Origin of the sequence: Buttiauxella sp. (assembly GCF_049686335.1) — a bacterium.
GTDB lineage: Bacteria > Pseudomonadota > Gammaproteobacteria > Enterobacterales > Enterobacteriaceae > Buttiauxella.
In genome coordinates this window covers 1-23,848 of record NZ_JBAVHX010000008.1, presented here as the reverse complement: position 1 = coordinate 23,848, position 23,848 = coordinate 1, and the positions used below count along the sequence as shown (strand labels likewise).

Sequence of the window (23,848 nt, the reverse complement as noted above, 5' to 3'; positions counted from 1 at the left end):
TGAAGGATGAAGGGAATGCTAACGCTAACTGATGTCACCTGGCTCTATCACCATTTACCGATGCGTTTTTCGCTGCAGTTGAACGCCGGAGAACGTGTTGCTGTGCTGGGGCCTAGCGGGGCGGGGAAAAGTACGCTGCTCAGTTTGATTGCGGGTTTTCTGACGCCCGCCAGTGGGCAGATTCTGCTGCATGGCGAGGAGCATACCCGAACCGCTCCGGCGCAACGCCCGGTTTCGATGCTCTTCCAGGAAAACAATCTTTTCACGCATCTGACGGTGCGCCAGAACATTGGCCTCGGGTTAAATCCCGGGCTGAAACTCACTGCCGCGCAACAAGCACGCCTGGGCACCATCGCCAGCCAAATGGCAATTAGCGATTTGCTCGACCGACTCCCGTCACAGCTCTCCGGCGGCCAGCGTCAGCGCGTCGCCCTCGCCCGTTGTCTGGTGCGTGAACAGCCTATTTTGCTGCTTGATGAACCGTTCTCCGCACTCGACCCGGCACTGCGCCAGGAAATGCTGCAACTGCTTGATACGCTATGCGGCCAGCAGCAACTGACGCTGCTGATGGTGTCACATAGCATTGAAGATGCGGCTCGAATTGCACCGCGAAGCCTTGTGGTGGTCGATGGCCGTATCGCCTGGGATGGCGACACGGCTATCTTATTAAGCGGAGAAGCCAGTGCATCAGCACTGTTGGGGATTGGCGTCAGGAATTAGTGGTGGGCGTTGAGGACTTTCCACAAAATATCGCGGTAAATCGGCATTAACGGGTGCATCTGAATCGCTACAAAGCATCCCACTGCCAGTACCGCCATGCCAGGCGCTAACCAGTGCAAGCGAGCGCGAGGCAAATACTGGGTTAAACGGTCGTGGCCTGATTTGCCACTACGCCACCAGCGCCAGCACAACCATGCCGCCAGCCAGATAATCAGCGCCACCAGCAGTAAGAGCCACTTAAAGCTGCTGCTCTGCATATCCGCAGGAATGTCTATCGCTGCACCAGCCAAAATCCCCGGTAAAAAATAGACCGGTGGCCAGAAAATGCAGCCAATAATGTTAGGAATGATAAATTTCGACACGGGCAGGTCTAACATGCCCGCGACCATCGGCACCAGCGGGCGCGTCGGGCCAACAAAGCGGCCAACCAGGATAGTAAACATGCTGTGCTGATGCAGTGCATGTTCGGTTTTATCCAGCAACGCTTTGTTCTTTTTCATAAACGACCAGCGATGCAGAGGCCCTTTGAAACGCCCCCCCAGCCAGAACGAAATCCAGTCGCCCAGCAAGCAACCGACAATCCCCGCCGCCCAGGCGTGATAAAAATCGACCTGACCACCACCAATCAGCGCGCCAAGCCCTGCCATCATGACGGTGCCAGGAAGGATAAGCCCGACCAACGCCAGTGATTCGAGGAACGCCACCAGCATCACCGCAAAAAGCGAATACACTACTGACTGAGTTATAAAGTGTTCCAGCAAAGCTTCCATAAAGCATCCGTCGAGAAACGAGTGGGCGATTCTCCTGAGTGTGGAATGAAGCGTCAAGCCATGATTTGTATGAATATGTAGGGCCACGGCATCATGGGCGCAAATGGTGGATGACGCTTACGCTTATCCACCCTACAAAACCCGTTTAACACCGTAAGCCATTCAGTAAGGATAGCGGTTATTCGCAGCCTGCACGAAACTCACTCGGACTGGCACCGGTACATTTCTTAAATACACGCGAGAAATAGAGCTGATCTTCAAAACCGACATTGCGCCCAACACTGGCAATCGGCATGCGGGTGGTGCTCAACAATAGTTTGGCCTGAAGGATGCGCTGGTCCTCACGCCAGCTCAATACGCTGACCCCCAGCTGCTGGCGGAACAGATGCGACAAGCGTGACGGTGACAGACAGACGTGCTGCGCGACGCTGGCAATATCAAAATGATGGTCGGCCAGATGGTCGCTGATGTACTGACAGGCATCACGTACACGGTTATCGAGCGGGGGATTAAGCGAAGCACTCAAGACCTCCATGCGCCGCAACAAAAGCTGCTCTAACAGATTGATCGCCAGAAGTTCGGCATAGCGCCCTTCCGCCTGCCCGGCCTCAATAATCTGACCAAATAGTTGAGAAAAACTTTGCTGGTGCGCGTCATCCGGGCGGAAAAACCCGGTGTGCGCAAAGATAGGATCCCAGTTTAACCACTCCTGCCAGTAAGCCCGAGGGCGAAAGTAGACCCACTGGTGATACCACTCATTGCTTTCCGGCGAACGACCGTAATGATGCACTTCACCGGGTGGAAACAGCAGAATGTCACCTGGACGGCAGATGTAATTTTTCCCCTGGTTATTGATAACGCCTTCACCACGCACCGTTAAATTCAGGATGTAACCTTTCATGCCCAATGGCCTGTCGATGAAAAAATCCAACGGGCCTTCGGCTTCAATCGGCGTTAATCCTGCGACTAAATGCGCGTTAAAAGAGTACCCCGGCAACAAGGGGTCATTTTGCATTTCAGGCATCATCAAGCTCGCTTTTTAAATGGGAGAACAGGAACAATTTGTCCATATCCCTGTAGTTTCACACCAGCACTCTGCTGCCTGAACAATAAACAGCCCGATTTATATCATAAAGCCGCAATTTATCTGGCCGTATGCTTTTCATTCGTCGTCGACAGGGTTTTATGACGATAACCAAAGTGTTTATAAAAGTAGCAGATATGTCCACATCGATTATTTGCGGGGCGTCACACTTCTCAACGTCACAGCACATTTCTCCATAACTACAGCGAATACGACCTGACGGTTTTTCTGCATAAAAACTAATGTCATTTTCATAGATAACCAGGTCAGGGAGTATAAAAATGTCGATCGCGCTGGGCCTCGATTTTGGTAGTGATTCTGTTCGTGCGCTGGCAGTAGATTGCGAAAATGGAGCAGAACTTGCGACTAGCGTGGAGTGGTATCCCCGCTGGCAGGATAATCGCTACTGCGACGCCGCTAACAATCAGTTTCGCCACCATCCTCGTGACTACATTGAGTCCATGGAACGGGCAGTAAAAACCGTTCTCGCCGAACTGACTGCTGAGCAACGCGCCCGAGTGTGTGGCATTGGCGTTGACAGCACCGGCTCCACTCCCGCTCCTATTGATGCTGAAGGCAACGTGTTGGCTCTGAAGCCAGAGTTTGCCGACAACCCCAACGCCATGTTTGTGCTGTGGAAAGATCATACTGCGGTTGAAGAAGCCGAGGCGATTACCCGCTTGTGCCATCAGCCCGGCAATAATGATTACTCACGTTTCATTGGCGGTATTTATTCCAGCGAATGGTTCTGGGCGAAAATTCTGCACGTGACTCGCGCTGACCATAAAGTGGCTGAGGCTGCGGTGTCATGGATTGAATTGTGCGACTGGGTTCCCGCGCTGCTTTCAGGCACCACTCGTCCGCAAGATATTCGCCGTGGCCGCTGTAGCGCCGGGCATAAATCTTTGTGGCACGAAAGCTGGGGTGGCCTGCCTCCTGCCAGTTTCTTCGACGAATTAGATCCGGTTATCAACCAGAGCCTGGATTACCCGATGTTCACCGAAACCTGGACTGCGGATATTCCGGTGGGAAATCTTTCCGCCGAATGGTCTGAGCGTCTGGGCCTGCCTCAAAGTGTGGTGATTTCCGGTGGTGCGTTTGACTGCCACATGGGTGCAGTTGGGGCTGGCGCACAACCCAACACGTTAGTGAAAGTCATCGGCACCTCCACCTGCGACATCTTAATCGCTGATAAACCCACCGTTGGCGACCGTGCCGTGAAAGGGATTTGTGGGCAAGTCGATGGCAGCGTCGTACCTGATTTTATCGGCCTCGAAGCTGGGCAGTCTGCGTTTGGCGATATCTATGCCTGGTTTGGACGCGTACTGGGATGGCCGCTGGAACAACTGGCGCAGCAACATCCTGAATTACGCGAACAAATTAATACCAGTAAAAAACAACTGCTCCCGGCACTCACTGAAGCGTGGGCGAAAAACCCAACGCTTGAACATCTTCCGGTGGTGCTCGACTGGTTTAATGGACGTCGTACGCCGAATGCCAATCAGCGTCTGAAAGGCGTGATTACGGATTTGAACCTGGCAACCGATGCACCTGCGCTATTCGGAGGATTGATTGCCGCCACAGCCTTTGGTGCCCGCGCGATTATGGAGTGCTTTACCGAACAAGGGATCCCCGTCATCAACGTGATGGCGCTGGGTGGGATCGCCCGTAAATCGCCGGTGATCATGCAGGTGTGCTGTGACGTGCTCAATCGCCCGTTACAAATCGTGGCCTCTGATCAGTGTTGCGCATTAGGTGCCGCCATTTTTGCCGCCGTTGCCGCAGGCGTTTACCCGGATATTTCCCGAGCGCAACTGGCGATGGCCAGCCAAATCGAAAACACGCTGCAACCTGATCCTCAACGCGCCGAACGTTTTGAACAACTTTACCGCCGTTATCAGCAGTGGGCTGTTAGCGCAGAAAAACATTATCTCCCTTCGGCCCCCGCTGCGGTGACTTCTGCAGCCCAGGTCACTGTGACCCATTAAGGACATAACGATGAACATTTTTGAACAATATGAAGTGTGGTTTGTAATTGGCAGCCAGCATCTCTACGGTGCGGAAACGTTGCGTCAGGTGAATCAGCATGCCGAACAAGTGGTCAATGCACTGAATAAAGAAGCCAAACTGCCCTGCAAACTGGTGCTGAAACCTTTGGGTACAACACCTGACGAAATCACCGCTATCTGCCGTGATGCCAGTTACAACGATAAATGCGCCGGTCTGGTGGTGTGGCTTCATACCTTCTCGCCAGCAAAAATGTGGATCAACGGCCTGAGTATTCTGACCAAGCCACTGCTGCAATTCCACACTCAGTTCAATGCGCAAATCCCATGGGGCAGCATTGATATGGACTTTATGAACCTGAACCAGACCGCTCACGGCGGCCGTGAGTTCGGTTTCATCGGCGCGCGTATGCGTCAGCAACACACCGTCGTCACGGGTCACTGGCAAGATCCGCAAGCGCACCAACGCATTGGTTCCTGGATGCGCCAGGCGGTCTCTAAACAAGATACCCGTCAACTCAAAGTGGTTCGTTTCGGCGACAATATGCGTGAAGTTGCGGTGACTGACGGCGATAAAGTCGCAGCGCAGATGAAGTTTGGTTTTGCTGTAAATACCTACGCGGTGGGCGACCTGGTTCAAGTGGTGAATGCGGTCAGCGACGGCGACGTGAATGCACTGATCGACGAGTATGAAAGCAGCTACCGTCTGACAGCTGCCGCACAAATTAACGGTGATAAACGCCAGAATGTGATTGATGCCGCCCGCATCGAACTGGGTATGAAACAGTTCCTCGAACAAGGCGGATTTAGCGCCTTTACCACCACATTTGAGGATCTGCATGGCCTGAAACAACTTCCAGGGCTTGCCGTGCAACGTCTGATGCAGCAAGGCTACGGCTTTGCGGGTGAAGGCGACTGGAAAACCGCCGCGCTGCTTCGCATCATGAAAGTGATGTCAACGGGCCTTGAGGGCGGCACCTCCTTTATGGAGGACTACACCTATCACTTCGAAAACGGCAACGATATGGTGCTTGGTTCCCATATGCTCGAAGTTTGCCCGTCGATCGCAATCGCAGAAAAACCGATTCTCGATGTGCAGCATTTGGGGATCGGCGGCAAAGACGATCCTGCCCGCTTGATCTTCTCCACCCAAACCGGCCCTGCACTGAACGCCAGCCTTATCGATCTGGGCGATCGTTTCCGCTTACTGGTGAACTGTGTCGATACCGTCGAAGCCCCACATCAGTTGCCAAAACTGCCGGTCGCCAATGCGCTGTGGAAAGCCCAACCTGATCTTCCAACCGCATCTGAAGCATGGATCCTGGCCGGTGGTGCACACCACACCGTGTTTAGCCAGTCTCTGACACTGGACGATATGCGCCTGTTCAGTGAGTTGCACGGCGTTGAGTTGACCGTCATTGATAACGACACTCGCTTGCCTGCGTTTAAAGATTCACTGCGCTGGAATGAGGTTTATTACAGCTTCAAACGCTAGTTCGGAGAAAGGGGTGGATGACGCTTGCGCTTATCCACCCTACAACTTCGAGTAGGTCGGATAAGCGCAAGCGCCATCCGACATTAACTTGACCGGGACTTCATATGTTAGAACAACTCAAACGCCAGGTACTCGAAGCTAATCTCGCGCTACCTAAACATAATCTGGTGACCCTGACCTGGGGCAATGTCAGCGCGGTGGATCGTGAGCATGGCGTGCTGATCATCAAACCATCCGGTGTCGATTACAGCATCATGACGGCCGAAGATATGGTGGTAGTGAGTCTGGAAACAGGCGAAGTGGTGGAAGGCAACAAGAAACCGTCATCCGATACTCCCACTCACCGCTTGCTGTATCTGCAATTTCCGCACATTGGCGGCATTGTGCACACCCATTCCCGTCATGCGACTATCTGGGCGCAGGCAGGGAAATCCATCCCGGCCACCGGAACCACTCACGCGGATTACTTCTACGGCACCATTCCCTGCACCCGCAAAATGACCGATGAAGAGATCAATGGCGATTACGAATGGCAAACCGGCGAAGTGATTGTGAAAACCCTTGCTGAACGGGGAATCGACGCCGCACAAATGCCTGGCGTGCTGGTGCATTCACACGGCCCGTTTGCGTGGGGTAAAGATCCCGTCGATGCGGTTCATAACGCTATCGTGCTGGAAGAAGTGGCGTATATGGGCATATTCTGCCAACAACTTTCCCCTGAATTACCGGATATGCAACAAACCCTGCTGGATAAACATTATTTGCGCAAACATGGTGCGAAGGCTTATTACGGGCAGTAGTTAAAAGTGGCGCTAATAAGCGCCACATCTTTCTTAATAAATTTAAAATCACTCAACTACTATTAACCTCATAAATTAATCACTCCAATACAATACATTTTTAGCATTTGTATTTATTTAAGCATAGACATATAACTCATTTAAAAGGAGAGTTTATATGGCTAACTTAGTTTACATGACCATTACCGGTGAAAAGCAAGGTTCTATTTCTCAAGGATGTGGTACCTACGACTCTATAGGTAACAAATTCCAAATCAATCACCTGGATCAAATATTTGTTCTGGCACTCACTCACAGCACCCATCGACAACAGCACATCAATCATCAACCCATTAGCATAACTAAATTAATAGATAAGTCATCTCCATTATTTGGAGTGGCCATCGCTAATAATGAAAAACTACAATGTGTTATCGATGTCTACAGCACCGATAAAACGGGTTTAAACAGGAAATTCTATTCCATTGAACTCAGGGATGCGTTCCTGGTTGACGTTTCTCTAAATATTCCTCATTCGATAGATCATAACGATGCCCAACCAGAAGAAACTCTACTCCTCAGTTTTAAAAGTATTACGTGGAGTCATCACGTAGCGGGGACTTCTGGATACAGTTTTTGGGAAGATAATGTTTTTTAGGAGGGAGAATGAGTAAGAGGGAACATATTAAGGATGGCTTGTCATCCTCAAACAGAAAGTCGGGTTTAGTTTATACCAAGATCCTTGGATGGATAGATCTCGGGCATGCATGCGGGGATGATGCCAAAAGGCTTAAGGCAATTTTATTTGAAGAAAAAGGCAGAAAGTATTTTCCTGAGTTCAATGATTGGTATTTCCCTGTCGACTATTATCAAGAAATGGTCAAACATTTGAGATTCGGATTAGATCTTTGGGCAGGAGTACATGCTCCATTGATGGTACGGTCCTGTCTAAGCAATGAAATGAAAAAACGTATTGCTCTGACAATAATGAAACAAACTGCATGGCGTTTTGAAGCACTCCAGGCAACGAAGATGATCGATAGATTTATAGATAGTGGCTTCAGTGGGGAAGATCTAGTTTCAGATTTACTAGGTTTTTATCGTGTTTTTGGTACTGGTATTGATCCCTTGATTCTAGCAATGCCAGCAACTAAAGCTTACGCTTTATCAATCTGGGATCATTATGGTCCAATAGGAAAATTTAAAAATAAAGAATTTCGACCATTATTATTTCCTCAACCAGTTCCACCGAAGATACAGACACCGAGAAAAGGATACTTGCCATCATGGCTAAATTACATCCAACCATTAAATGATTTAACTGAAAATAATTTGTTAAATCGCTATTATGACGAACCTGAAAATAACTTCTTTTCTGACAACAATAGATTAAATGAAGAATTATATGTTTCACTTCGCAGAAAACCGAGTAAAGAAGATAATTTATTACGGCAAACAAGCCTTGAAATGCCTTCTCATTTTTATATTAACAATCATAAGCCTTCTTCTCCTGATTATTTTCATTCAACTATCAACTTTTGACGGTGCAACATATACCAAAAAGAATTTCATGTATTACATTGTAATAACTCCATCATTTTTCCATACATTGCCTCATCTCTCAGATGAAATTAGTTACAGCACTGCCGGGGATGATAATTATGGCTACTGTTTTGACAGTATAACCTGGAATAATATTGACAATGTCACTAAAGCATCAAAAACATTAGAGCAATTCTTTGTTAAAAATAATTACCATCTATACAGCGGTGGGAGAGTCTGGAATGCCTACTGGGCAAAGAGCCGTACAGATTCTGAACAATACAGCATCGTTTGGGGAGAGCACTCAATCAGTATTGAGCTTATCAGTGTGAGCAGTTATTAGGTTTTCAAATGCATTTCCACTGTACATAAAATCAGTAATTCTCCATAAAGTGGTCTATAATCAGACCACTTTTTCTTTTATGAGAATGCAGCGTGTCACAAGCTCGTCAGGGTTTCTTGCTTACGCGTCACTGGCGAGATACCCCGCTCGGTACTGAAGTTGAATTTTGGCTGGCAACGGACGATGGACCGGTGAAGGTGCGTCTGGCGCGCCAGGAGTCGGTCGCATTTATTCCCCAGTCGCAACAGTCCGAAGCGGTACGTCTACTCGCGAACGAAAGCCATTACCGGCTGACTCCGCTGCCTCTCAAAGATTTCCATCGCCAACCGGTTTGCGGGCTTTATTGCCGCAAGCATCGCCAACTCATGCGTATCGAAAAACTGCTGCGCGATGGCGGGGTCAAAGTTTACGAAGCCGATATTCGCCCACCTGAACGCTTTCTTATGGAGCGCTTTATCACGGCTCCCGTCTGGTTTAGCGGTGAGACTCAAAACAATATTGTCGTTGAAACGAAGCTCAAACCTGCACCAGATTACCGCCCACCGTTAAAGTGGGTGTCACTGGATATCGAAACCAATCGTCATGGTGAACTGTATTGCATCGGCCTTGAAGGCTGCGGACAGCGTGTCGTCTACATGCTTGGGCCAGAAAATGGTGACGCCAGCGGGCTGGATTTTACGCTGGAATATGTTTCCAGCCGCCCACTGCTTCTCGAAAAACTCAACGAGTGGTTTTCCCGACACGATCCTGATGTGTTAATCGGCTGGAACGTGGTGCAGTTCGACCTGAGGGTGCTGCAAAAAATGGCCGATCGTTATCAAGTTCCACTACGTCTGGGGCGCGAGAATATGCCGCTGGAGTGGCGCGAACACGGCTTTAAGCAAGGGGTATTTTTCGCGCAAGCTGCGGGCCGCGTCATTATCGATGGCATCGAAGCGCTACGATCTGCTTTCTGGAATTTTTCGTCTTTTTCTCTGGAAGCCGTTTCGCGGGAACTGCTCGGCGAAGGCAAAGCCATTGATAACCCGTGGCAACGGATGGACGAAATTGACCGTCGTTTTGCCGAAGATAAACCCGCCCTCGCAAAATACAATTTAAAAGACTGCGAACTGGTGACGCGGATTTTCCATAAAACCGAACTCATGCCATTCCTGCTTGAGCGGGCAACGGTAAATGGTTTACCGCTCGACAGGCACGGTGGATCTGTTGCGGCGTTTGGTCATCTTTATATTCCGCGCATGCACCGTGCCGGTTACGTTGCGCCGAACCTTGGCGAAGTTCCGCCACAAGCAAGCCCCGGCGGATACGTGATGGATTCGCGCCCGGGGTTGTACGATTCAGTATTGGTCCTGGACTACAAAAGCCTTTACCCGTCGATTATCCGCACTTTTCTTATCGACCCGGTCGGCCTTGTAGAAGGTATGGCAAATCCGGAACCGAAGCATTCTGTTGAAGGTTTTCTTGGCGCGCATTTCTCCAGAACTACCCATTGCATGCCGGACATTGTCGGGCAAATCTGGTCAGGCCGTGACGAGGCAAAACGTCATGGCAATAAGCCGTTATCGCAAGCGCTAAAAATCATCATGAATGCCTTTTATGGTGTGCTAGGCACCAGTGCCTGCCGTTTCTTTGATCCTCGCCTGGCCTCTTCGATAACCATGCGCGGGCATCAAATCATGCTGCAAACCAAAGCGCTAATTGAAGCACAGGGTTATGACGTGATTTACGGCGATACGGATTCCACCTTCGTATGGCTTAAAAAGGCGCATTCCGAAGACGATGCTGCGCGTATCGGTAAACAGTTAGTCGAGCACGTGAACGCGTGGTGGAAAGCACATCTGCATGAGACTCAACAGCTGGAAAGCAAGCTTGAACTCGAGTATGAATCCCATTTTTGCCGCTTCCTGATGCCGACAATTCGCGGCACCGTTGAAGGTTCCAAAAAACGCTATGCCGGAATGATTCAGGAAAACGATAAGCAACGGATGGTGTTTAAAGGCCTGGAAACGGTGCGTACGGACTGGACCCCGCTGGCGCAAACCTTCCAGCAAACACTCTATTTACGGGTGTTTCGCAACGAGCCCTATCAGGATTATATCCGCGAAACCATCGCCAGTTTGATGGCCGGTGAACTGGATGAGCAGCTGATTTATCGGAAACGTCTGCGTCGCCCGTTAAGCGAGTATCAAAAAAATGTCCCACCGCATGTGCGGGCGGCTCGTCTCGCAGATGAACATAATCAACGACTTGGACGACCAGCTCAGTACCAGAACCGGGGCACCATCAAGTATGTTATTACCACGAATGGCCCTGAGCCCGTGGATTATCAGGAGTCTGCGCTGGATTATGACCATTACCTGACACGCCAGCTACAACCCGTGGCGGAAGGAATTTTACCTTTCCTTGAGGATGACTTTGCTACACTGATGACAGGGCAATTAGGACTGTTTTGATTATCTGGGAGTCGGGCAAAAGCAAAAGAACGGGTCTTGTAGGGTGGATAAGCGACCGCGTCATCCACCATTTTTGCCTGTTCTGGCGGATGACACTGTGTTTATCCGCCCTACGGTTCGTGCGCTTGAATAGACGAATGCGTTCCCTTCCAGTACCATAGCGCCCTCCTGAATCATCCTTAAATCTACTTTTGAACTACCGCCCCCTTTGCGTGCGGTCGTTATGCTATTGCCTGCAAATCTTAGTAACTGATAATAGAGCCGAAATCTTATGCCTTTTACACTTGGTCAACGTTGGATCAGCGACACCGAAAGCGAACTGGGACTGGGAACTGTGGTCGCTTTAGACCCACGGATGGTTACCCTGCTCTACCCTGCCACCGGTGAAAATCGCCTGTATGCCAGAAATGATTCGCCTATCACCCGCGTGATGTTCAACCCAGGCGACACCATTACCAGCCATGAAGGCTGGCAGCTAAAAGTTGATGAAGTTAAAGAAGAAAACGGCTTACTTGCCTATACGGGAACGCGTCTGGATACAGAAGAAGCGGGTACGGTGCTGCGCGAAGTTTTCCTCGACAGCAAGCTGGTGTTCAGTAAGCCACAAGATCGTCTTTTTGCCGGACAAATTGACAGGATGGACCGTTTCGCCCTGCGTTATCGTTCCCGCGTTTACCAAAGCGAACAGTATCGCCAACCGTGGAGTGGCCTGCGCGGCATGCGCACCAGCCTGATCCCGCACCAGCTGAACATTGCCCACGATGTTGGCCGTCGCCATGCACCGCGCGTATTGCTGGCGGACGAAGTCGGTTTAGGTAAAACCATCGAAGCCGGGATGATCCTGCACCAGCAACTGCTGGCTGGCAGCGCTGAACGCGTGCTCATCGTGGTGCCGGAAACCCTGCAACACCAGTGGCTGGTTGAGATGCTTCGCCGCTTCAATCTGCGTTTCTCTCTGTTTGATGATGAACGCTACGCCGAAGCCCAGCACGACAGTGATAACCCATTCGAAACAGAACAACTGGTTATCTGTTCGCTGGATTTTGTGCGCCGCAGCAAGCAACGTCTTGAGCACCTGTGTGAAGCCGAATGGGATTTGATGGTTGTCGATGAAGCCCACCATTTAGTGTGGAGCGAAAAGGCCCCAAGCCGCGAATACCAGGCCATCGAGCAGCTCGCTGAGCATATTCCAGGTATTTTGCTGTTAACCGCAACGCCGGAACAGCTGGGTATGGAAAGCCACTTTGCGCGTCTGCGTTTGCTGGATCCAAGCCGCTTCCACGATTTTGAGCAATTTGTTGAAGAGCAGCAGCACTATCGCCCGGTGGCTGATGCCGTTGCATTACTGCTGGCAGGCAACCATCTGACTAATGATCAGCTCAATATGTTGAGTGAGCTGATTGGCGAGCAGGATATCGAACCGTTGCTGCAAACCGCTAACAGCAACCGCGAAGGCAGCGATGCGGCGCGTCAGGAGCTGATTTCCATGCTGATGGACCGCCACGGTACCAGCCGTGTGTTGTTCCGTAATACGCGTAATGGCGTCAAAGGTTTCCCTAAACGCGAGCTACATACCATTCGTTTGCCGCTGCCGATGCAGTATCAAACCGCGATTAAAGTGTCAGGCATTATGGCGGCACGTAAATCGGTGGAAGAACGCGCACGCGATATGCTCTATCCGGAGCAGATTTATCAGGAATTTGAAGGCGACAGCGGCACGTGGTGGAACTTCGATCCACGCGTGGAATGGCTGATGGGCTATCTGACCAGCCACCGCTCTCAGAAAGTGCTGGTGATTTGTGCCAAAGCCACCACGGCTCTGCAACTTGAGCAAGTGTTGCGCGAGCGCGAAGGTATTCGTGCGGCAGTGTTTCATGAAGGCATGTCCATTCTTGAACGTGACCGCGCAGCAGCCTGGTTTGGCGAAGAAGACACTGGCGCACAAGTGTTGCTGTGTTCCGAAATTGGTTCAGAAGGCCGCAACTTCCAGTTTGCCAGCAATTTGGTGATGTTCGATCTGCCATTCAACCCTGACTTACTGGAACAACGTATTGGTCGTCTGGACCGTATCGGCCAGGCGCACGACATTCAGATTCATGTGCCTTTCCTTGAGAAAACAGCCCAATCCGTACTGGTGAAGTGGTTCCATGAAGGGCTGGATGCATTTGAGCACACTTGCCCAACGGGTCGTGCAATTTACGATAACGTTTATCCGCAACTGATTGAATATCTTGCCGCACCTGAAAATACTGACGGTTTCGATACGCTGATCAAACAGTGCCGCGAACAGCACGATGCGCTGAAGTTGCAACTGGAACAGGGCCGTGACCGTCTGCTGGAAATCCACTCCAATGGCGGCGAGAAATCACAAGCGCTGGCTCAGGCTATTTCTGAGCAGGATAACGACACCAACCTGGTGAGCTTTGCGCTGAACCTGTTTGATATCGTCGGCATTAATCAGGACGATCGCGGCGACAATATGGTGGTGCTGACACCAGGCGATCATATGCTGGTACCGGATTTCCCTGGCCTGCCAGAAGACGGTTGCACCATTACGTTTGAACGTGATGTGGCGTTGTCTCGCGAAGATGCACAGTTTGTGACATGGGAACATCCCATCATCCGCAATGGTCTGGATCTGATTCTGTCTGGCGATACCGGTAGCTGTGCATTGTCTTTGTTGAAAAACAAAGCTCTGCCAGTGGGCACGTTACTGTTGGAACTGGTGTATGTCGTTGAGGCGAAAGCGCCGAAGCAATTGCAACTCAACCGATTCCTGCCGCCAACGCCGGTTCGTATGTTGGTGGACAAAAACGGAACCAACCTTGCCGCTCAGGTCGAGTTTGAAAGTTTCAACCGTCAGCTCAGCACAGTGAATCGTCATACCGGCAGCAAGCTGGTGAATGCGGTGCAACAAGATGTCCACGCCATTTTGCAATTGGCAGAAGAGAAAGTGGAAGCGGCTGCGCAAGTCTTGATTAAAGCGGCTCGCGAAGAAGCAGATGAGAAGCTGAGTTCTGAGCTTTCCCGCCTGGAAGCGCTGAAAGCGGTTAATCCAAACATTCGTGATGATGAACTCGAAGCCATCGAGAGCAACCGTCTACAAGTGCTGGAAAGCCTCTCGCAAGCGAACTGGCGACTGGATGCTTTGCGTTTGATCGTGGTGACACACCAATAGTTTTTGCACCGCTTTACTCAAATCATTCGAGTTGCAGCAAGGCGGCATGAGAGAGAATCCCCAGGAGCTTACTAAATTAAGTGACTGGGGTGTACGAAAGCAGCCAACGCCGCTGCAGCTTGAAGGATGCAGAGTAAATGTTAATGGAACCCTACAATCCGCCAATGGATCCGTGGTTGGTTATCCTGTATCAGGATGACCACATTATGGTCGTTAACAAACCTTCGGGTTTGTTATCGGTTCCCGGGCGGCTGGATGAGCACAAAGACAGCGTGATGACGCGCATTCAGCGTGATTTTCCACAGGCTGAATCCGTGCATCGTCTGGATATGGCGACCAGTGGCGTGATTGCCGTTGCGCTGACCAAAGCAGCCGAGCGCGAACTGAAACGCCAGTTCCGTGAACGTGAGCCGAAGAAGCAGTATGTGGCGCGGGTTTGGGGTCATCCTCAGCCGGAAGAGGGGTTGGTAGATTTACCGCTGATTTGCGACTGGCCAAACCGGCCAAAGCAGATGGTTTGTCATGAAACCGGTAAATCGGCACAGACGGAGTATGAAGTGCTGGAGTATGCGGCGGATAACACCGCGCGCGTGCTGCTAAAACCTATTACCGGACGCTCGCATCAACTGCGTGTGCATATGCTGGCGTTGGGCCACCCGATTCTTGGCGACCGTTTCTATGCGACTCCCGAAGCGTTGGCAATGGCTCCGCGTTTGCAGCTTCACGCTGAAATGCTGACCATTACCCATCCCGAATACGGCACGCCCATGACGTTTCGCGCTCCGGCTGACTTCTAAATCCCCTCACCCTAACCCTCTCCCCCAGGAGAGGGAATTGTCCGGTTTTCTCCCTCCCCTCAGGGAGAGGGAATTATCCGGTTTTCTCCCTCTCCCTGAGGGAGAGGGCCGGGGTGAGGGTCTCTTTTCTTATTTAAATCCTTTGGCCGTCTTAATCAGATCGTACGCTTTCTGAATCTCCTGCGCCTTCTGTTTGGCCATTTCCATCATTTCTGGTGGTAAACCTTTGGCGACCAGTTTGTCCGGATGGTGCTCACTCATTAGCTTGCGGTACGCGCGCTTAATGATGGTGGCATCGTCACTGCTCTTCACGCCCAGGACATTGCATGCATCTTCAAGCGTTGGCCCACGTTGCTGCTGGAAACCACCTTGCGACTGGTTATAGCCACCGCCAAATTGCTGCCCGCCTTCCATCATGCGTAAGAACTGATCGAACTGCATACGCGAAATACCGAGCTCTTCGGCAATCACATACAGCACTTCGCGTTCGTTAGGATGCAGAGAACCGTCAGCAAATGCCGCCTGAATTTGAATTTCAAGAAACATCCGAATTAAGTCAAAACGCCCGAAACATACGCTGCGTAACAGACGCATTTTCTCACGTAACGGGTAACCATTTTCTTTACCCACCCGGAACGCATGCTGCGCGGCACTGCGCGCATCACCATGTAATTGCATACGATCCATCAGGAGTGATGCAATTTGGATATCCGCTTCCGTGACGCGCCCTTTTGACTTTGTCAGGTGGCCCATCACTTCAAATGTGGTGCTAAAGAACAGTGACTGACGCTGTTGTTGGTTAGAAAACCAGGACTGACGGCGGCTGCGCACCTTATCGATGGCATGGCCAATCAGCAATCCTATCACTACACCCCAGAAGCCACCGCCCATCATAAGTGCTATTGCGACACCGAGTACTTTTCCCCAATACTGCATATACTCCCCAAATCGTCATGTCGTCGGCTAGAATTTGCTTTATCATACCCGTCATTGATAGCAGTGCCTAACGGCAGACAGCTGAACGGGCAGGATTAACACTAGCGCTGTAGTGATGAGTAAGTTAGTCTCTGACCGTTTGCCGACGCTATACCCTATAGCATTCAATATGAAGCAAAGCGGCAAGTGACAAAATATCCCGTCATTAAGTTAACCCAGTGACGGGAACTACAAATCTGTTCGAAACAGATTTGAACGCTGCTTAGAGCGGCCCCGCAAGGGTGAGGCTCATGATGAGTCGAATAACTAAGTGCCGCCAACGCCTCTGCATCTTGAATGATGATGGGTATAAGCCATTGATGACGGAACAACGAATAACACGTATGAAAAAACGTATTCCCACCTTGCTGGCCACTTTGATTGGCGCAGCGCTGTATAGTCAACAAGGCATGGCGGCCGATCTCGCGTCGCAATGTATGCTTGGCGTCCCAAGTTACAACCGTCCGTTGGTTGAAGGGGATACCAACAACCTGCCTGTCACTATAAATGCCGATCACGCAAAAGGAAATTATCCTGACGATGCGGCGTTTAGTGGCAATGTAGACATTCAGCAAGGCAATAGCCGCCTGCAATCTGACGAAGTTCTGCTACACCAGAAACAAGTTGAAGGTCAACCTGATCCCATTCGCACCGTCGATGCTGTTGGCAACGTCCACTACGACGATAATCAGGTCATTCTTAAAGGGCCAAAAGCCTGGTCAAACCTGAACACCAAAGATACCAACGTCTGGCAAGGCGACTACCAGATGGTGGATCGTCAGGGACGCGGCACTGCCGACCTGATGAAACAGCGTGGCAATAACCGCTACACCATTCTGGAAAATGGCACCTTTACATCCTGCCTGCCGGGTTCTAACACCTGGAGCGTAGTCGGTAGTGAAGTGATTCAGGACCGCGAAGAAGAAGTCGCGGAAATCTGGAACGCCCGCTTTAAAGTGGGTCCGGTTCCGGTGTTTTACAGCCCATATTTACAGTTGCCGATCGGTGATAAACGCCGTTCCGGTTTCTTGATCCCAAATGCGAAATACAGCAGCAATAGCGGTCTTGAGTTCACTCTGCCGTATTACTGGAACATCGCACCAAACTTTGATGCCACGATCACTCCGCATTACATGGAAGAGCGTGGCATGCAGTGGCAAAACGAATTCCGTTATTTGACCCAGGCCGGTGCGGGTATCATGGAATTCGATTACCTGCTTTCAGATAAAGAATATAAAGACGATCTGGCCAAAAACCCTGAAGGGGATGAGCGCCGCTGGTTATTCTACTGGAATCACAGTGGGGTGATGGATCAGGTGTGGCGTTTCAACATTGACTACACCAAAGTCAGCGATCCTAACTACTTTAACGATTTTAGTTCGCAATACGGTTCCAGTACCGACGGTTATGCGACGCAGAAATTTAGTGTCGGTTATTCTGACAAAAATTTCGACGCCACGCTTTCGACCAAACAGTTCCAGGTGTTTGATTCGCAAAGAGGTAATAATTCCTACAGCGCCCAACCGCAGCTGGATATGAATTACTACCAAAATGACATTGGTCCATTTGATACGCGTATTTATGGCCAAGCCGTTCATTTCACTAACGTGAATGATAACCAGCCTGAAGCGACCCGTCTTCATATTGAACCGGTCATTAGCCTGCCATTATCAAACGGTTGGGCAAGTCTGAATACTGAAGCCAAACTGATGGCGACGCATTATCAGCAAAGTAATGTAGAAGCATACCAAGCTTACGCATTGAACCAATTCAAGAGCAATCCAAACAATAAGAACTATCAAAAAACACTCGCTAGTGCGAACAGTTTAGAAGAATCGGTTAACCGTGTTCTGCCGCAGTTCAAAATGGACGGTAAGTTGATTTTCGACCGCCCTATGGACTCAGCTTTAGGTTGGGAACAGACGCTTGAGCCGCGCGTACAGTATCTGTATGTGCCGTATCGCGATCAGAGCAATATCAATAACTACGACTCTTCACTGCTGCAATCAGACTACAGCGGTTTATTCCGTGACCGTTCTTACGGTGGTCTTGACCGTATCGCATCAGCCAATCAGGTAACGACTGGCGTGACAACCCGCATTTATGACGATGCGGCCGTTGAACGTTTTAACGTTTCTGTGGGTCAAATCTACTACTTCACTCAATCTCAGACTGGCGATGACAATATTGAGTGGGAAAAAGATAAGAAAACCGGGTCAATGGTCTGGGCTGGTGACACTTATTGGCGTATGACTGACCGTTGGGGTTTACGTGGCGGAGTCCAGTACGATGCGCGTCTGAACAACGTTGCAACGGGCAGCGGCGCTGTCGAATATCGTCGTGACATCGACCGTTTGATGCAATTCAACTACCGTTACGCAAGCCCTGAGTACATCCGTGCAACGGTGCCTGGGATTGATACCAATGCTTCACAGTATAAAGACGGCATCTCACAAGTTGGGATGACGGCAAGTTGGCCGATCGTTGAACGTTGGTCTGTCGTTGGGGCTTATTACTACGACACTAATGCGCAACAAACCGCTGACTCTATGTTGGCAGTGCAGTACAACTCTTGCTGTTATGCGATTCGTTTAGGCTACGAGCGTAAAATTAATGGCTGGGAAAACAATGAAAGCAAATACGACAACGTAATTGGCTTTAACATCGAGTTACGTGGCCTGAGTTCCAACTATGGCCTGGGCACACAGCAGATGTTGCGTTCGAACATTCTGCCGTATCAAAGCTCGATGTAATTCACTTTGACTAGAAAACGTAATCCGCTTCGCGGCCAAGTAAAAATGGAAAAAGTATGAAGAATTGGAGAACGCTGCTTCTCGGTATCGTCCTGGTGGCGAATACCTCTTTCGCGGCCCCACAAGTGGTCGACAAAGTTGCAGCCGTAGTGAATAACGGTGTAGTACTGGAAAGTGACGTTGATGGCATGATGCAATCAGTGAAGACAGGTGCCCAACAAGCCGGGCAGCAACTTCCTGACGACAACACGCTGCGTCATCAAATTATTGAACGTCTGATCATGGATCAAATTATCCTGCAGATGGGTCAGAAGATGGGCGTCAAAGTGACCGATGAGCAGGTTGATAAAGCCATTGCTGATATCGCGGCACAAAACAAAATGAGCATGGATCAGATGCGTAGCCGTCTGGCCTATGATGGCGTCAATTACAATACTTACCGTGCTCAGATTCGCAAAGAGATGACGATTTCGGAAGTGCGTAATAACGAAGTCCGTCGTCGTGTGACTATCCTGCCGCAAGAAGTCGATGCTCTCGCGCAGCAAGTCGGCAGCCAAAACGACAGCAGCACCGAGCTCAACTTGAGCCACATCCTGATTCCACTGCCGGAAAACCCAACCTCTACTCAGGTAGATGATGCGGAAAAGCAAGCGCGCGATATTGCTTCGCAAGCACAAAGCGGCGCGGATTTCGGCAAACTGGCAATCACCTACTCTGCTGACCAACAAGCCCTGAAAGGCGGTCAAATGGGTTGGGGACGCATCCAGGAGCTGCCATCTATTTTCGCTCAGGCATTAAGCACGGCGAAAAAAGGTGATGTTATCGGCCCGATTCGTTCAGGTGTGGGTTTCCACATTCTGAAAGTGAACGATCTGCGTGGTCAAAGCCAGAGCATTTCTGTGACCGAAGTTCACGCTCGCCATATTTTGCTGAAATCCTCACCGATTATGAGTGACGATCAGGCACGAGCTAAGCTGAACGCCATTGCGGCGGATATTAAGAGCGGCAAAACAACCTTCGCAGAAGCGGCAAAATCGTTCTCTGAAGATCCTGGTTCTGCTAACCAGGGCGGTGATTTAGGTTGGGCGTCTACTGAGATTTATGATCCCGCGTTCCGTGATGCGCTGTCAAAAATGCAGAAAGGTCAGATGAGTGCGCCTGTTCACTCTTCATTTGGCTGGCACTTGATTGAACTGATGGATACTCGCAACGTTGATAAGACCGATGTCGCGCAGAAAGATCGTGCCTATCGTATGCTGTTCAACCGTAAGTTCTCTGAAGAAGCACAAACCTGGATGCAGGAACAACGTGCCTCTGCTTACGTGAAAATTTTAGGCAGCAATGGTTAATTTCCATCGTGTGGTCATCACTCCCGGCGAACCCGCCGGGATTGGCCCCGACCTGGTCATCGCACTGGCAAGCCGCGAATGGCCTGTTGAACTGGTCGTCGTGGCTTCCCCTGAACTCCTTATGGAACGTGCTGCCCTCCTCGGCCTTCCTCTCAAGCTTCGAACCTATCAGCCTGATACCCCTGCAAGCCCGCAACCTGCTGGCACACTTACCGTTGTACCCATCGAATTACGCGCGCCAGTGGTCCCTGGGCAGTTAGATGTGCGAAACGGTGAGTATGTGGTGGAAACGCTGGCTCGAGCGTGTGACGGCTGCATGAGCCGCGAATTTGCCGCACTGATTACCGGGCCGGTACACAAGGGCATCATCAACGATGCCGGTATCCCGTTCATCGGCCATACCGAGTTTTTTGAAGAGCGATCGCACAGCGAAAAAGTTGTGATGATGCTGGCAACCGAAGAGTTACGCGTTGCCCTGGCCACCACGCATCTGCCGCTAAAAGCCATTTCTGATGCGATAACGCCAGATTTATTACGCCAGATAATCACCATCCTGTATCATGACCTGCAAACCAAGTTTGGTATTGCACAGCCGCACGTACTGGTTTGTGGCCTCAACCCCCATGCCGGGGAAGGTGGTCACATGGGTACTGAAGAAATTGATACCATCATTCCAGTACTGAATGAAATGCGTGGTCTGGGAATGAATCTTTCTGGCCCGCTACCGGCAGATACGCTGTTTCAACCAAAGTATCTTGATAACGCCGATGCAGTGCTGGCGATGTATCACGATCAAGGCTTACCGGTGCTCAAATACCAGGGCTTTGGCCGGGCGGTAAATATCACGCTAGGCTTACCTTTTATCCGCACTTCAGTTGACCATGGAACCGCGCTAGAACTAGCCGGTCAGGGGAAAGCTGAGGTCGGCAGTTTTATTACGGCGCTTAATCTCGCCATCAAAATGATTACTAATACTCAATGAATACTCGTGTCCACCAGGGCCATTTAGCCCGTAAACGTTTTGGACAAAACTTCCTTAATGACCAGTTCGTTATCGACAGTATTGTCTCTGCAATTAATCCACAAAAAGGCCAGGCAATGGTTGAAATCGGCCCCGGCCTCGGCGCATTAACCGAGCCTGTGGGTGAACGCCTGGATGAGATGACCGTTATCGAGCTGGACCGTGATCTTGCGGCGCGCCTGCAAACTCATCCTTTCCTGGCACCTAAGCTGACGATTTATCAGCAAGATGCCATGACCATGGATTTTGGAGAGCTGTCGCAAAAAATTGGTCAGCCGTTGCGCGTTTTTGGCAATCTGCCGTATAACATCTCCACGCCATTGATGTTCCATCTCTTTAGCTATACTGATGCCATTGCTGACATGCACTTTATGCTGCAAAAAGAGGTGGTAAACCGTTTAGTTGCTGGCCCAAACAGTAAAGCGTATGGCCGTTTATCTGTAATGGCGCAGTATTATTGCAATGTCATCCCAGTGCTTGAAGTGCCACCCACGGCCTTCACACCGGCTCCGAAAGTGGATTCTGCCGTTGTCCGCCTGGTACCACATGCAACAATACCGCACCCAGTAAAAGAACTGCGTGTATTAAGCCGCATCACCACTGAAGCCTTTAATAAACGTCGCAAAACGATTCGTAATAGCCTTGGCCATATCTTTAGCGTTGAAGTGATGGCGGAGCTGGGAATCGACCCAACCCTGCGTGCTGAGAACATCTCAGTCGCACAGTATTGCCAACTGGCAAACTATTTGGCTGAGCATCCGCAGCAGCCGAAGGAGAGTTAACGATGTTAAATTCGCCCCGCGTATGCATTCAGGTACAAAGCGTCTATATCGAATCCCAGTCCTCTCCGGAGCACGAACGTTTCGTCTTTGCTTATACCGTCACCATCCGTAACCTGGGGCGAACGCCGGTGCAATTGCTTGGCCGTTATTGGCTTATCACGAATGGTAACGGCCATGAAACTGAAGTTCAGGGCGAGGGCGTGATTGGCGTCCAGCCGCATATTGAGCCGGGCAACGAATACAGCTATACAAGCGGTGCGGTACTTGAAACACCGCTTGGCACCATGCAAGGCCATTACGAAATGGTCGACTCTCAGGGCGACGCTTTCCGCGTGGCTATTCCCGTGTTCCGTCTGGCTATTCCAGCCTTCATTCACTAATACAATGTCTACATACCTGATTGGCGATGTTCACGGCTGTTACGATGAACTGGTCGCCCTACTACAGCAGGTTGATTTTAAGCCTGGCGAAGATATTTTATGGCTTACGGGCGATCTCGTCGCGCGTGGGCCTGGTTCACTTGAGGTCCTGCGTTTTGTGCGCGGGCTTGGCGATAGCGTGCGTCTGGTGCTCGGTAACCACGACCTGCATCTGCTTGCAGTTTATGCCGGCATCAGCCGCAATAAACCCAAAGATCGCGTCTCCCAATTGCTGGAAGCGCCCGATGCTGACGAACTGCTTAACTGGTTACGTCGCCAGCCTCTGCTTCAGGTTGATGAAGAGAAAAAGCTGGTGATGGCTCACGCAGGGGTTACACCACAGTGGGATTTACCTACAGCGATGGCCTGTGCGCGTGATGTCGAAGCGGTGTTATCCAGCGACAGCTACCCGCTGTTCCTCGACGCGATGTATGGCGATATGCCGAATAACTGGTCGCCGGAACTCTCAGGGTTAGCGCGTCTGCGGTTTATTACCAATTCATTGACTCGTATGCGTTATTGCTTCCCGAACGGGCAACTGGATATGTACTGTAAAGACACGCCAGAAAGCGCGCCAGCACCACTTAAACCGTGGTTTGCAATCCCTGGTCCTGTGACTGCTGAATATTCCGTTATCTTTGGGCACTGGGCATCACTGGAAGGTAAAGGCACACCGGAAGGGATTTACGGATTAGATACCGGCTGCTGCTGGGGTGGCGAGTTAACTTGCTTACGCTGGGAAGACAAAACCTATTTCGTTCAGCCATCCAATCGCCAGAAAGATGTGGGCGATGGTGAAACGGCTATCGCTTCATAAAACTCACTTCATTTCATATCTAAAAAAACTGGTATTTATTCACCCTTAAACTGAATAAATACCAATACTATTCCGCACAAAATCTGTCTGTTTCGCTACTTCCTCTATGTGATGTTGATCACAGTTACTTCCCTTCATTCGGTTTATTTTTCTCAACTTATCTTATTGATTTTATTGTATTTACTTGATTTATGAATCGAAGGGATTTATCGATTCAGGTCAATGATTCATCAATTTGTTGAAGGAATAACATGATGGCTTCAGACGGCACCCGCTTTACCTTCACCGCCGGGCATACTCCGGCGGACACCTTTGCGGTGGTGGGTTTTAAACTCAAGCAGTCGCTATCTTCCCTGTTCAGCCTGGATATCACCGTCGCCTGCAAGGATCCGGCAATTGACTTCAAAAATATCCTTGATGAAACAGCCACGCTGGTTATCTGGCAGGGCGAAGAAATTAAACGCCGGGTGCGCGGTATCGTCACCTTCTGCGAGCAGGGCGACAGCGGTAAACATCAGACCTTGTACACCATGTCAGTCCGCCCCGAGTTCTGGCGCAGCTCACA

General features: G+C 50.5%; 19 protein-coding genes. 16 read left to right on the top strand and 3 right to left on the bottom strand.

Annotated elements, in window-relative coordinates:
• Positions 1-15: 15 nt before the first annotated feature.
• Positions 16-720: a thiamine ABC transporter ATP-binding protein ThiQ gene (gene thiQ, locus WBL83_RS05500; protein ID WP_424588200.1), complete on the top strand. Its 705-nt coding sequence runs from the start codon at positions 16-18 to the stop codon at positions 718-720.
• Here the strand turns inward: thiQ and WBL83_RS05495 are convergent.
• Positions 717-1,490, bottom strand: a complete 774-nt coding sequence (locus WBL83_RS05495; RefSeq protein ID WP_424588199.1) for a DedA family protein — start codon at positions 1,488-1,490, stop codon at positions 717-719. The two genes, thiQ and WBL83_RS05495, sit on opposite strands and share 4 nt — an antisense overlap.
• Positions 1,491-1,668: 178 nt before the next feature.
• Positions 1,669-2,514 (bottom strand): arabinose operon transcriptional regulator AraC, encoded by an 846-nt coding sequence (gene araC / locus WBL83_RS05490; protein WP_424588448.1) that lies wholly within the window; start codon positions 2,512-2,514, stop codon positions 1,669-1,671.
• Between the two features lie 341 nt (positions 2,515-2,855).
• Between araC and araB the strand changes: the two genes are divergently transcribed.
• The 8 genes from araB (at position 2,856) to rluA (ending at position 15,167) form a co-directional block, all read left to right on the top strand.
• Complete coding sequence (gene araB / locus WBL83_RS05485; protein ID WP_424588198.1) at positions 2,856-4,562, top strand: ribulokinase; 1,707 nt, start codon at positions 2,856-2,858, stop codon at positions 4,560-4,562.
• A gap of 10 nt (positions 4,563-4,572) precedes the next feature.
• Entirely contained in the window at positions 4,573-6,075 is a 1,503-nt protein-coding gene (gene araA, locus WBL83_RS05480) for an L-arabinose isomerase (RefSeq protein ID WP_424588197.1), read from the top strand.
• A 104-nt stretch (positions 6,076-6,179) separates the two neighbouring features.
• A complete protein-coding gene (gene araD, locus WBL83_RS05475) occupies positions 6,180-6,875 on the top strand; it encodes an L-ribulose-5-phosphate 4-epimerase (RefSeq protein ID WP_424588196.1) in 696 nt (231 codons plus the stop codon).
• Between the two features lie 157 nt (positions 6,876-7,032).
• Entirely contained in the window at positions 7,033-7,512 is a 480-nt protein-coding gene (locus tag WBL83_RS05470) for an Hcp family type VI secretion system effector (protein WP_424588195.1), read from the top strand.
• A gap of 8 nt (positions 7,513-7,520) precedes the next feature.
• Complete coding sequence (locus WBL83_RS05465) at positions 7,521-8,396, top strand: hypothetical protein (RefSeq protein ID WP_424588194.1); 876 nt, start codon at positions 7,521-7,523, stop codon at positions 8,394-8,396.
• A gap of 435 nt (positions 8,397-8,831) precedes the next feature.
• Positions 8,832-11,192 carry a DNA polymerase II gene (gene polB, locus WBL83_RS05460; protein ID WP_424588193.1) on the top strand — a complete coding sequence of 787 codons (2,361 nt, stop codon included), beginning with the start codon at positions 8,832-8,834 and terminating at the stop codon, positions 11,190-11,192.
• 271 nt (positions 11,193-11,463) lie between these two features.
• A complete protein-coding gene (gene rapA / locus WBL83_RS05455; RefSeq protein ID WP_424588192.1) occupies positions 11,464-14,370 on the top strand; it encodes an RNA polymerase-associated protein RapA in 2,907 nt (968 codons plus the stop codon).
• Between the two features lie 137 nt (positions 14,371-14,507).
• Positions 14,508-15,167, top strand: a complete 660-nt coding sequence (gene rluA, locus WBL83_RS05450; RefSeq protein ID WP_424588191.1) for a bifunctional tRNA pseudouridine(32) synthase/23S rRNA pseudouridine(746) synthase RluA — start codon at positions 14,508-14,510, stop codon at positions 15,165-15,167.
• A 129-nt stretch (positions 15,168-15,296) separates the two neighbouring features.
• Here rluA and djlA read toward each other — a convergent pair whose 3' ends face one another.
• Entirely contained in the window at positions 15,297-16,103 is an 807-nt protein-coding gene (gene djlA / locus WBL83_RS05445; protein ID WP_424588190.1) for a co-chaperone DjlA, read from the bottom strand.
• Positions 16,104-16,486: 383 nt separating this feature from the next.
• Here djlA and lptD point away from each other — a divergent pair, with 383 nt between their 5' ends.
• The 7 genes from lptD to WBL83_RS05410 all read left to right on the top strand — a co-directional run.
• Positions 16,487-18,895, top strand: coding sequence for an LPS assembly protein LptD (gene lptD / locus WBL83_RS05440; protein ID WP_424588189.1), 2,409 nt, complete (start codon positions 16,487-16,489; stop codon positions 18,893-18,895).
• Between the two features lie 56 nt (positions 18,896-18,951).
• Positions 18,952-20,244 carry a peptidylprolyl isomerase SurA gene (gene surA / locus WBL83_RS05435; protein WP_424588188.1) on the top strand — a complete coding sequence of 431 codons (1,293 nt, stop codon included), beginning with the start codon at positions 18,952-18,954 and terminating at the stop codon, positions 20,242-20,244.
• Positions 20,237-21,226 (top strand): 4-hydroxythreonine-4-phosphate dehydrogenase PdxA, encoded by a 990-nt coding sequence (pdxA, locus tag WBL83_RS05430; protein ID WP_424588187.1) that lies wholly within the window; start codon positions 20,237-20,239, stop codon positions 21,224-21,226. The genes surA and pdxA overlap by 8 nt, the downstream gene beginning before the upstream one ends.
• Positions 21,223-22,047: a 16S rRNA (adenine(1518)-N(6)/adenine(1519)-N(6))-dimethyltransferase RsmA gene (rsmA, locus tag WBL83_RS05425; protein ID WP_424588186.1), complete on the top strand. Its 825-nt coding sequence runs from the start codon at positions 21,223-21,225 to the stop codon at positions 22,045-22,047. The genes pdxA and rsmA overlap by 4 nt, the downstream gene beginning before the upstream one ends.
• A 2-nt stretch (positions 22,048-22,049) precedes the next feature.
• Positions 22,050-22,427 (top strand): Co2+/Mg2+ efflux protein ApaG, encoded by a 378-nt coding sequence (apaG, locus tag WBL83_RS05420; RefSeq protein ID WP_183270629.1) that lies wholly within the window; start codon positions 22,050-22,052, stop codon positions 22,425-22,427.
• A gap of 4 nt (positions 22,428-22,431) precedes the next feature.
• On the top strand, positions 22,432-23,283 hold the full coding sequence (gene apaH / locus WBL83_RS05415; protein ID WP_424588185.1) for a bis(5'-nucleosyl)-tetraphosphatase (symmetrical) ApaH: 852 nt from the start codon (positions 22,432-22,434) through the stop codon (positions 23,281-23,283).
• Between the two features lie 251 nt (positions 23,284-23,534).
• A partial coding sequence (locus WBL83_RS05410; protein WP_424588184.1) for a contractile injection system protein, VgrG/Pvc8 family occupies positions 23,535-23,848 on the top strand: 314 nt, incomplete at its 3' end.

Coding starts and splice junctions, on each gene's coding strand:
- thiQ (WP_424588200.1), top strand. CDS start 16: ATGCTAACGCTAACTGATGTCACCTGGCTCTATCACCATTTACCGATG.
- rapA (WP_424588192.1), top strand. CDS start 11,464: ATGCCTTTTACACTTGGTCAACGTTGGATCAGCGACACCGAAAGCGAA.
- apaG (WP_183270629.1), top strand. CDS start 22,050: ATGTTAAATTCGCCCCGCGTATGCATTCAGGTACAAAGCGTCTATATC.
- rluA (WP_424588191.1), top strand. CDS start 14,508: ATGTTAATGGAACCCTACAATCCGCCAATGGATCCGTGGTTGGTTATC.
- WBL83_RS05470 (WP_424588195.1), top strand. CDS start 7,033: ATGGCTAACTTAGTTTACATGACCATTACCGGTGAAAAGCAAGGTTCT.
- surA (WP_424588188.1), top strand. CDS start 18,952: ATGAAGAATTGGAGAACGCTGCTTCTCGGTATCGTCCTGGTGGCGAAT.
- araA (WP_424588197.1), top strand. CDS start 4,573: ATGAACATTTTTGAACAATATGAAGTGTGGTTTGTAATTGGCAGCCAG.
- WBL83_RS05495 (WP_424588199.1), bottom strand. CDS start 1,490: ATGGAAGCTTTGCTGGAACACTTTATAACTCAGTCAGTAGTGTATTCG.
- araB (WP_424588198.1), top strand. CDS start 2,856: ATGTCGATCGCGCTGGGCCTCGATTTTGGTAGTGATTCTGTTCGTGCG.
- WBL83_RS05465 (WP_424588194.1), top strand. CDS start 7,521: ATGAGTAAGAGGGAACATATTAAGGATGGCTTGTCATCCTCAAACAGA.
- araC (WP_424588448.1), bottom strand. CDS start 2,514: ATGCCTGAAATGCAAAATGACCCCTTGTTGCCGGGGTACTCTTTTAAC.
- lptD (WP_424588189.1), top strand. CDS start 16,487: ATGAAAAAACGTATTCCCACCTTGCTGGCCACTTTGATTGGCGCAGCG.
- djlA (WP_424588190.1), bottom strand. CDS start 16,103: ATGCAGTATTGGGGAAAAGTACTCGGTGTCGCAATAGCACTTATGATG.
- rsmA (WP_424588186.1), top strand. CDS start 21,223: ATGAATACTCGTGTCCACCAGGGCCATTTAGCCCGTAAACGTTTTGGA.
- apaH (WP_424588185.1), top strand. CDS start 22,432: ATGTCTACATACCTGATTGGCGATGTTCACGGCTGTTACGATGAACTG.
- pdxA (WP_424588187.1), top strand. CDS start 20,237: ATGGTTAATTTCCATCGTGTGGTCATCACTCCCGGCGAACCCGCCGGG.
- araD (WP_424588196.1), top strand. CDS start 6,180: ATGTTAGAACAACTCAAACGCCAGGTACTCGAAGCTAATCTCGCGCTA.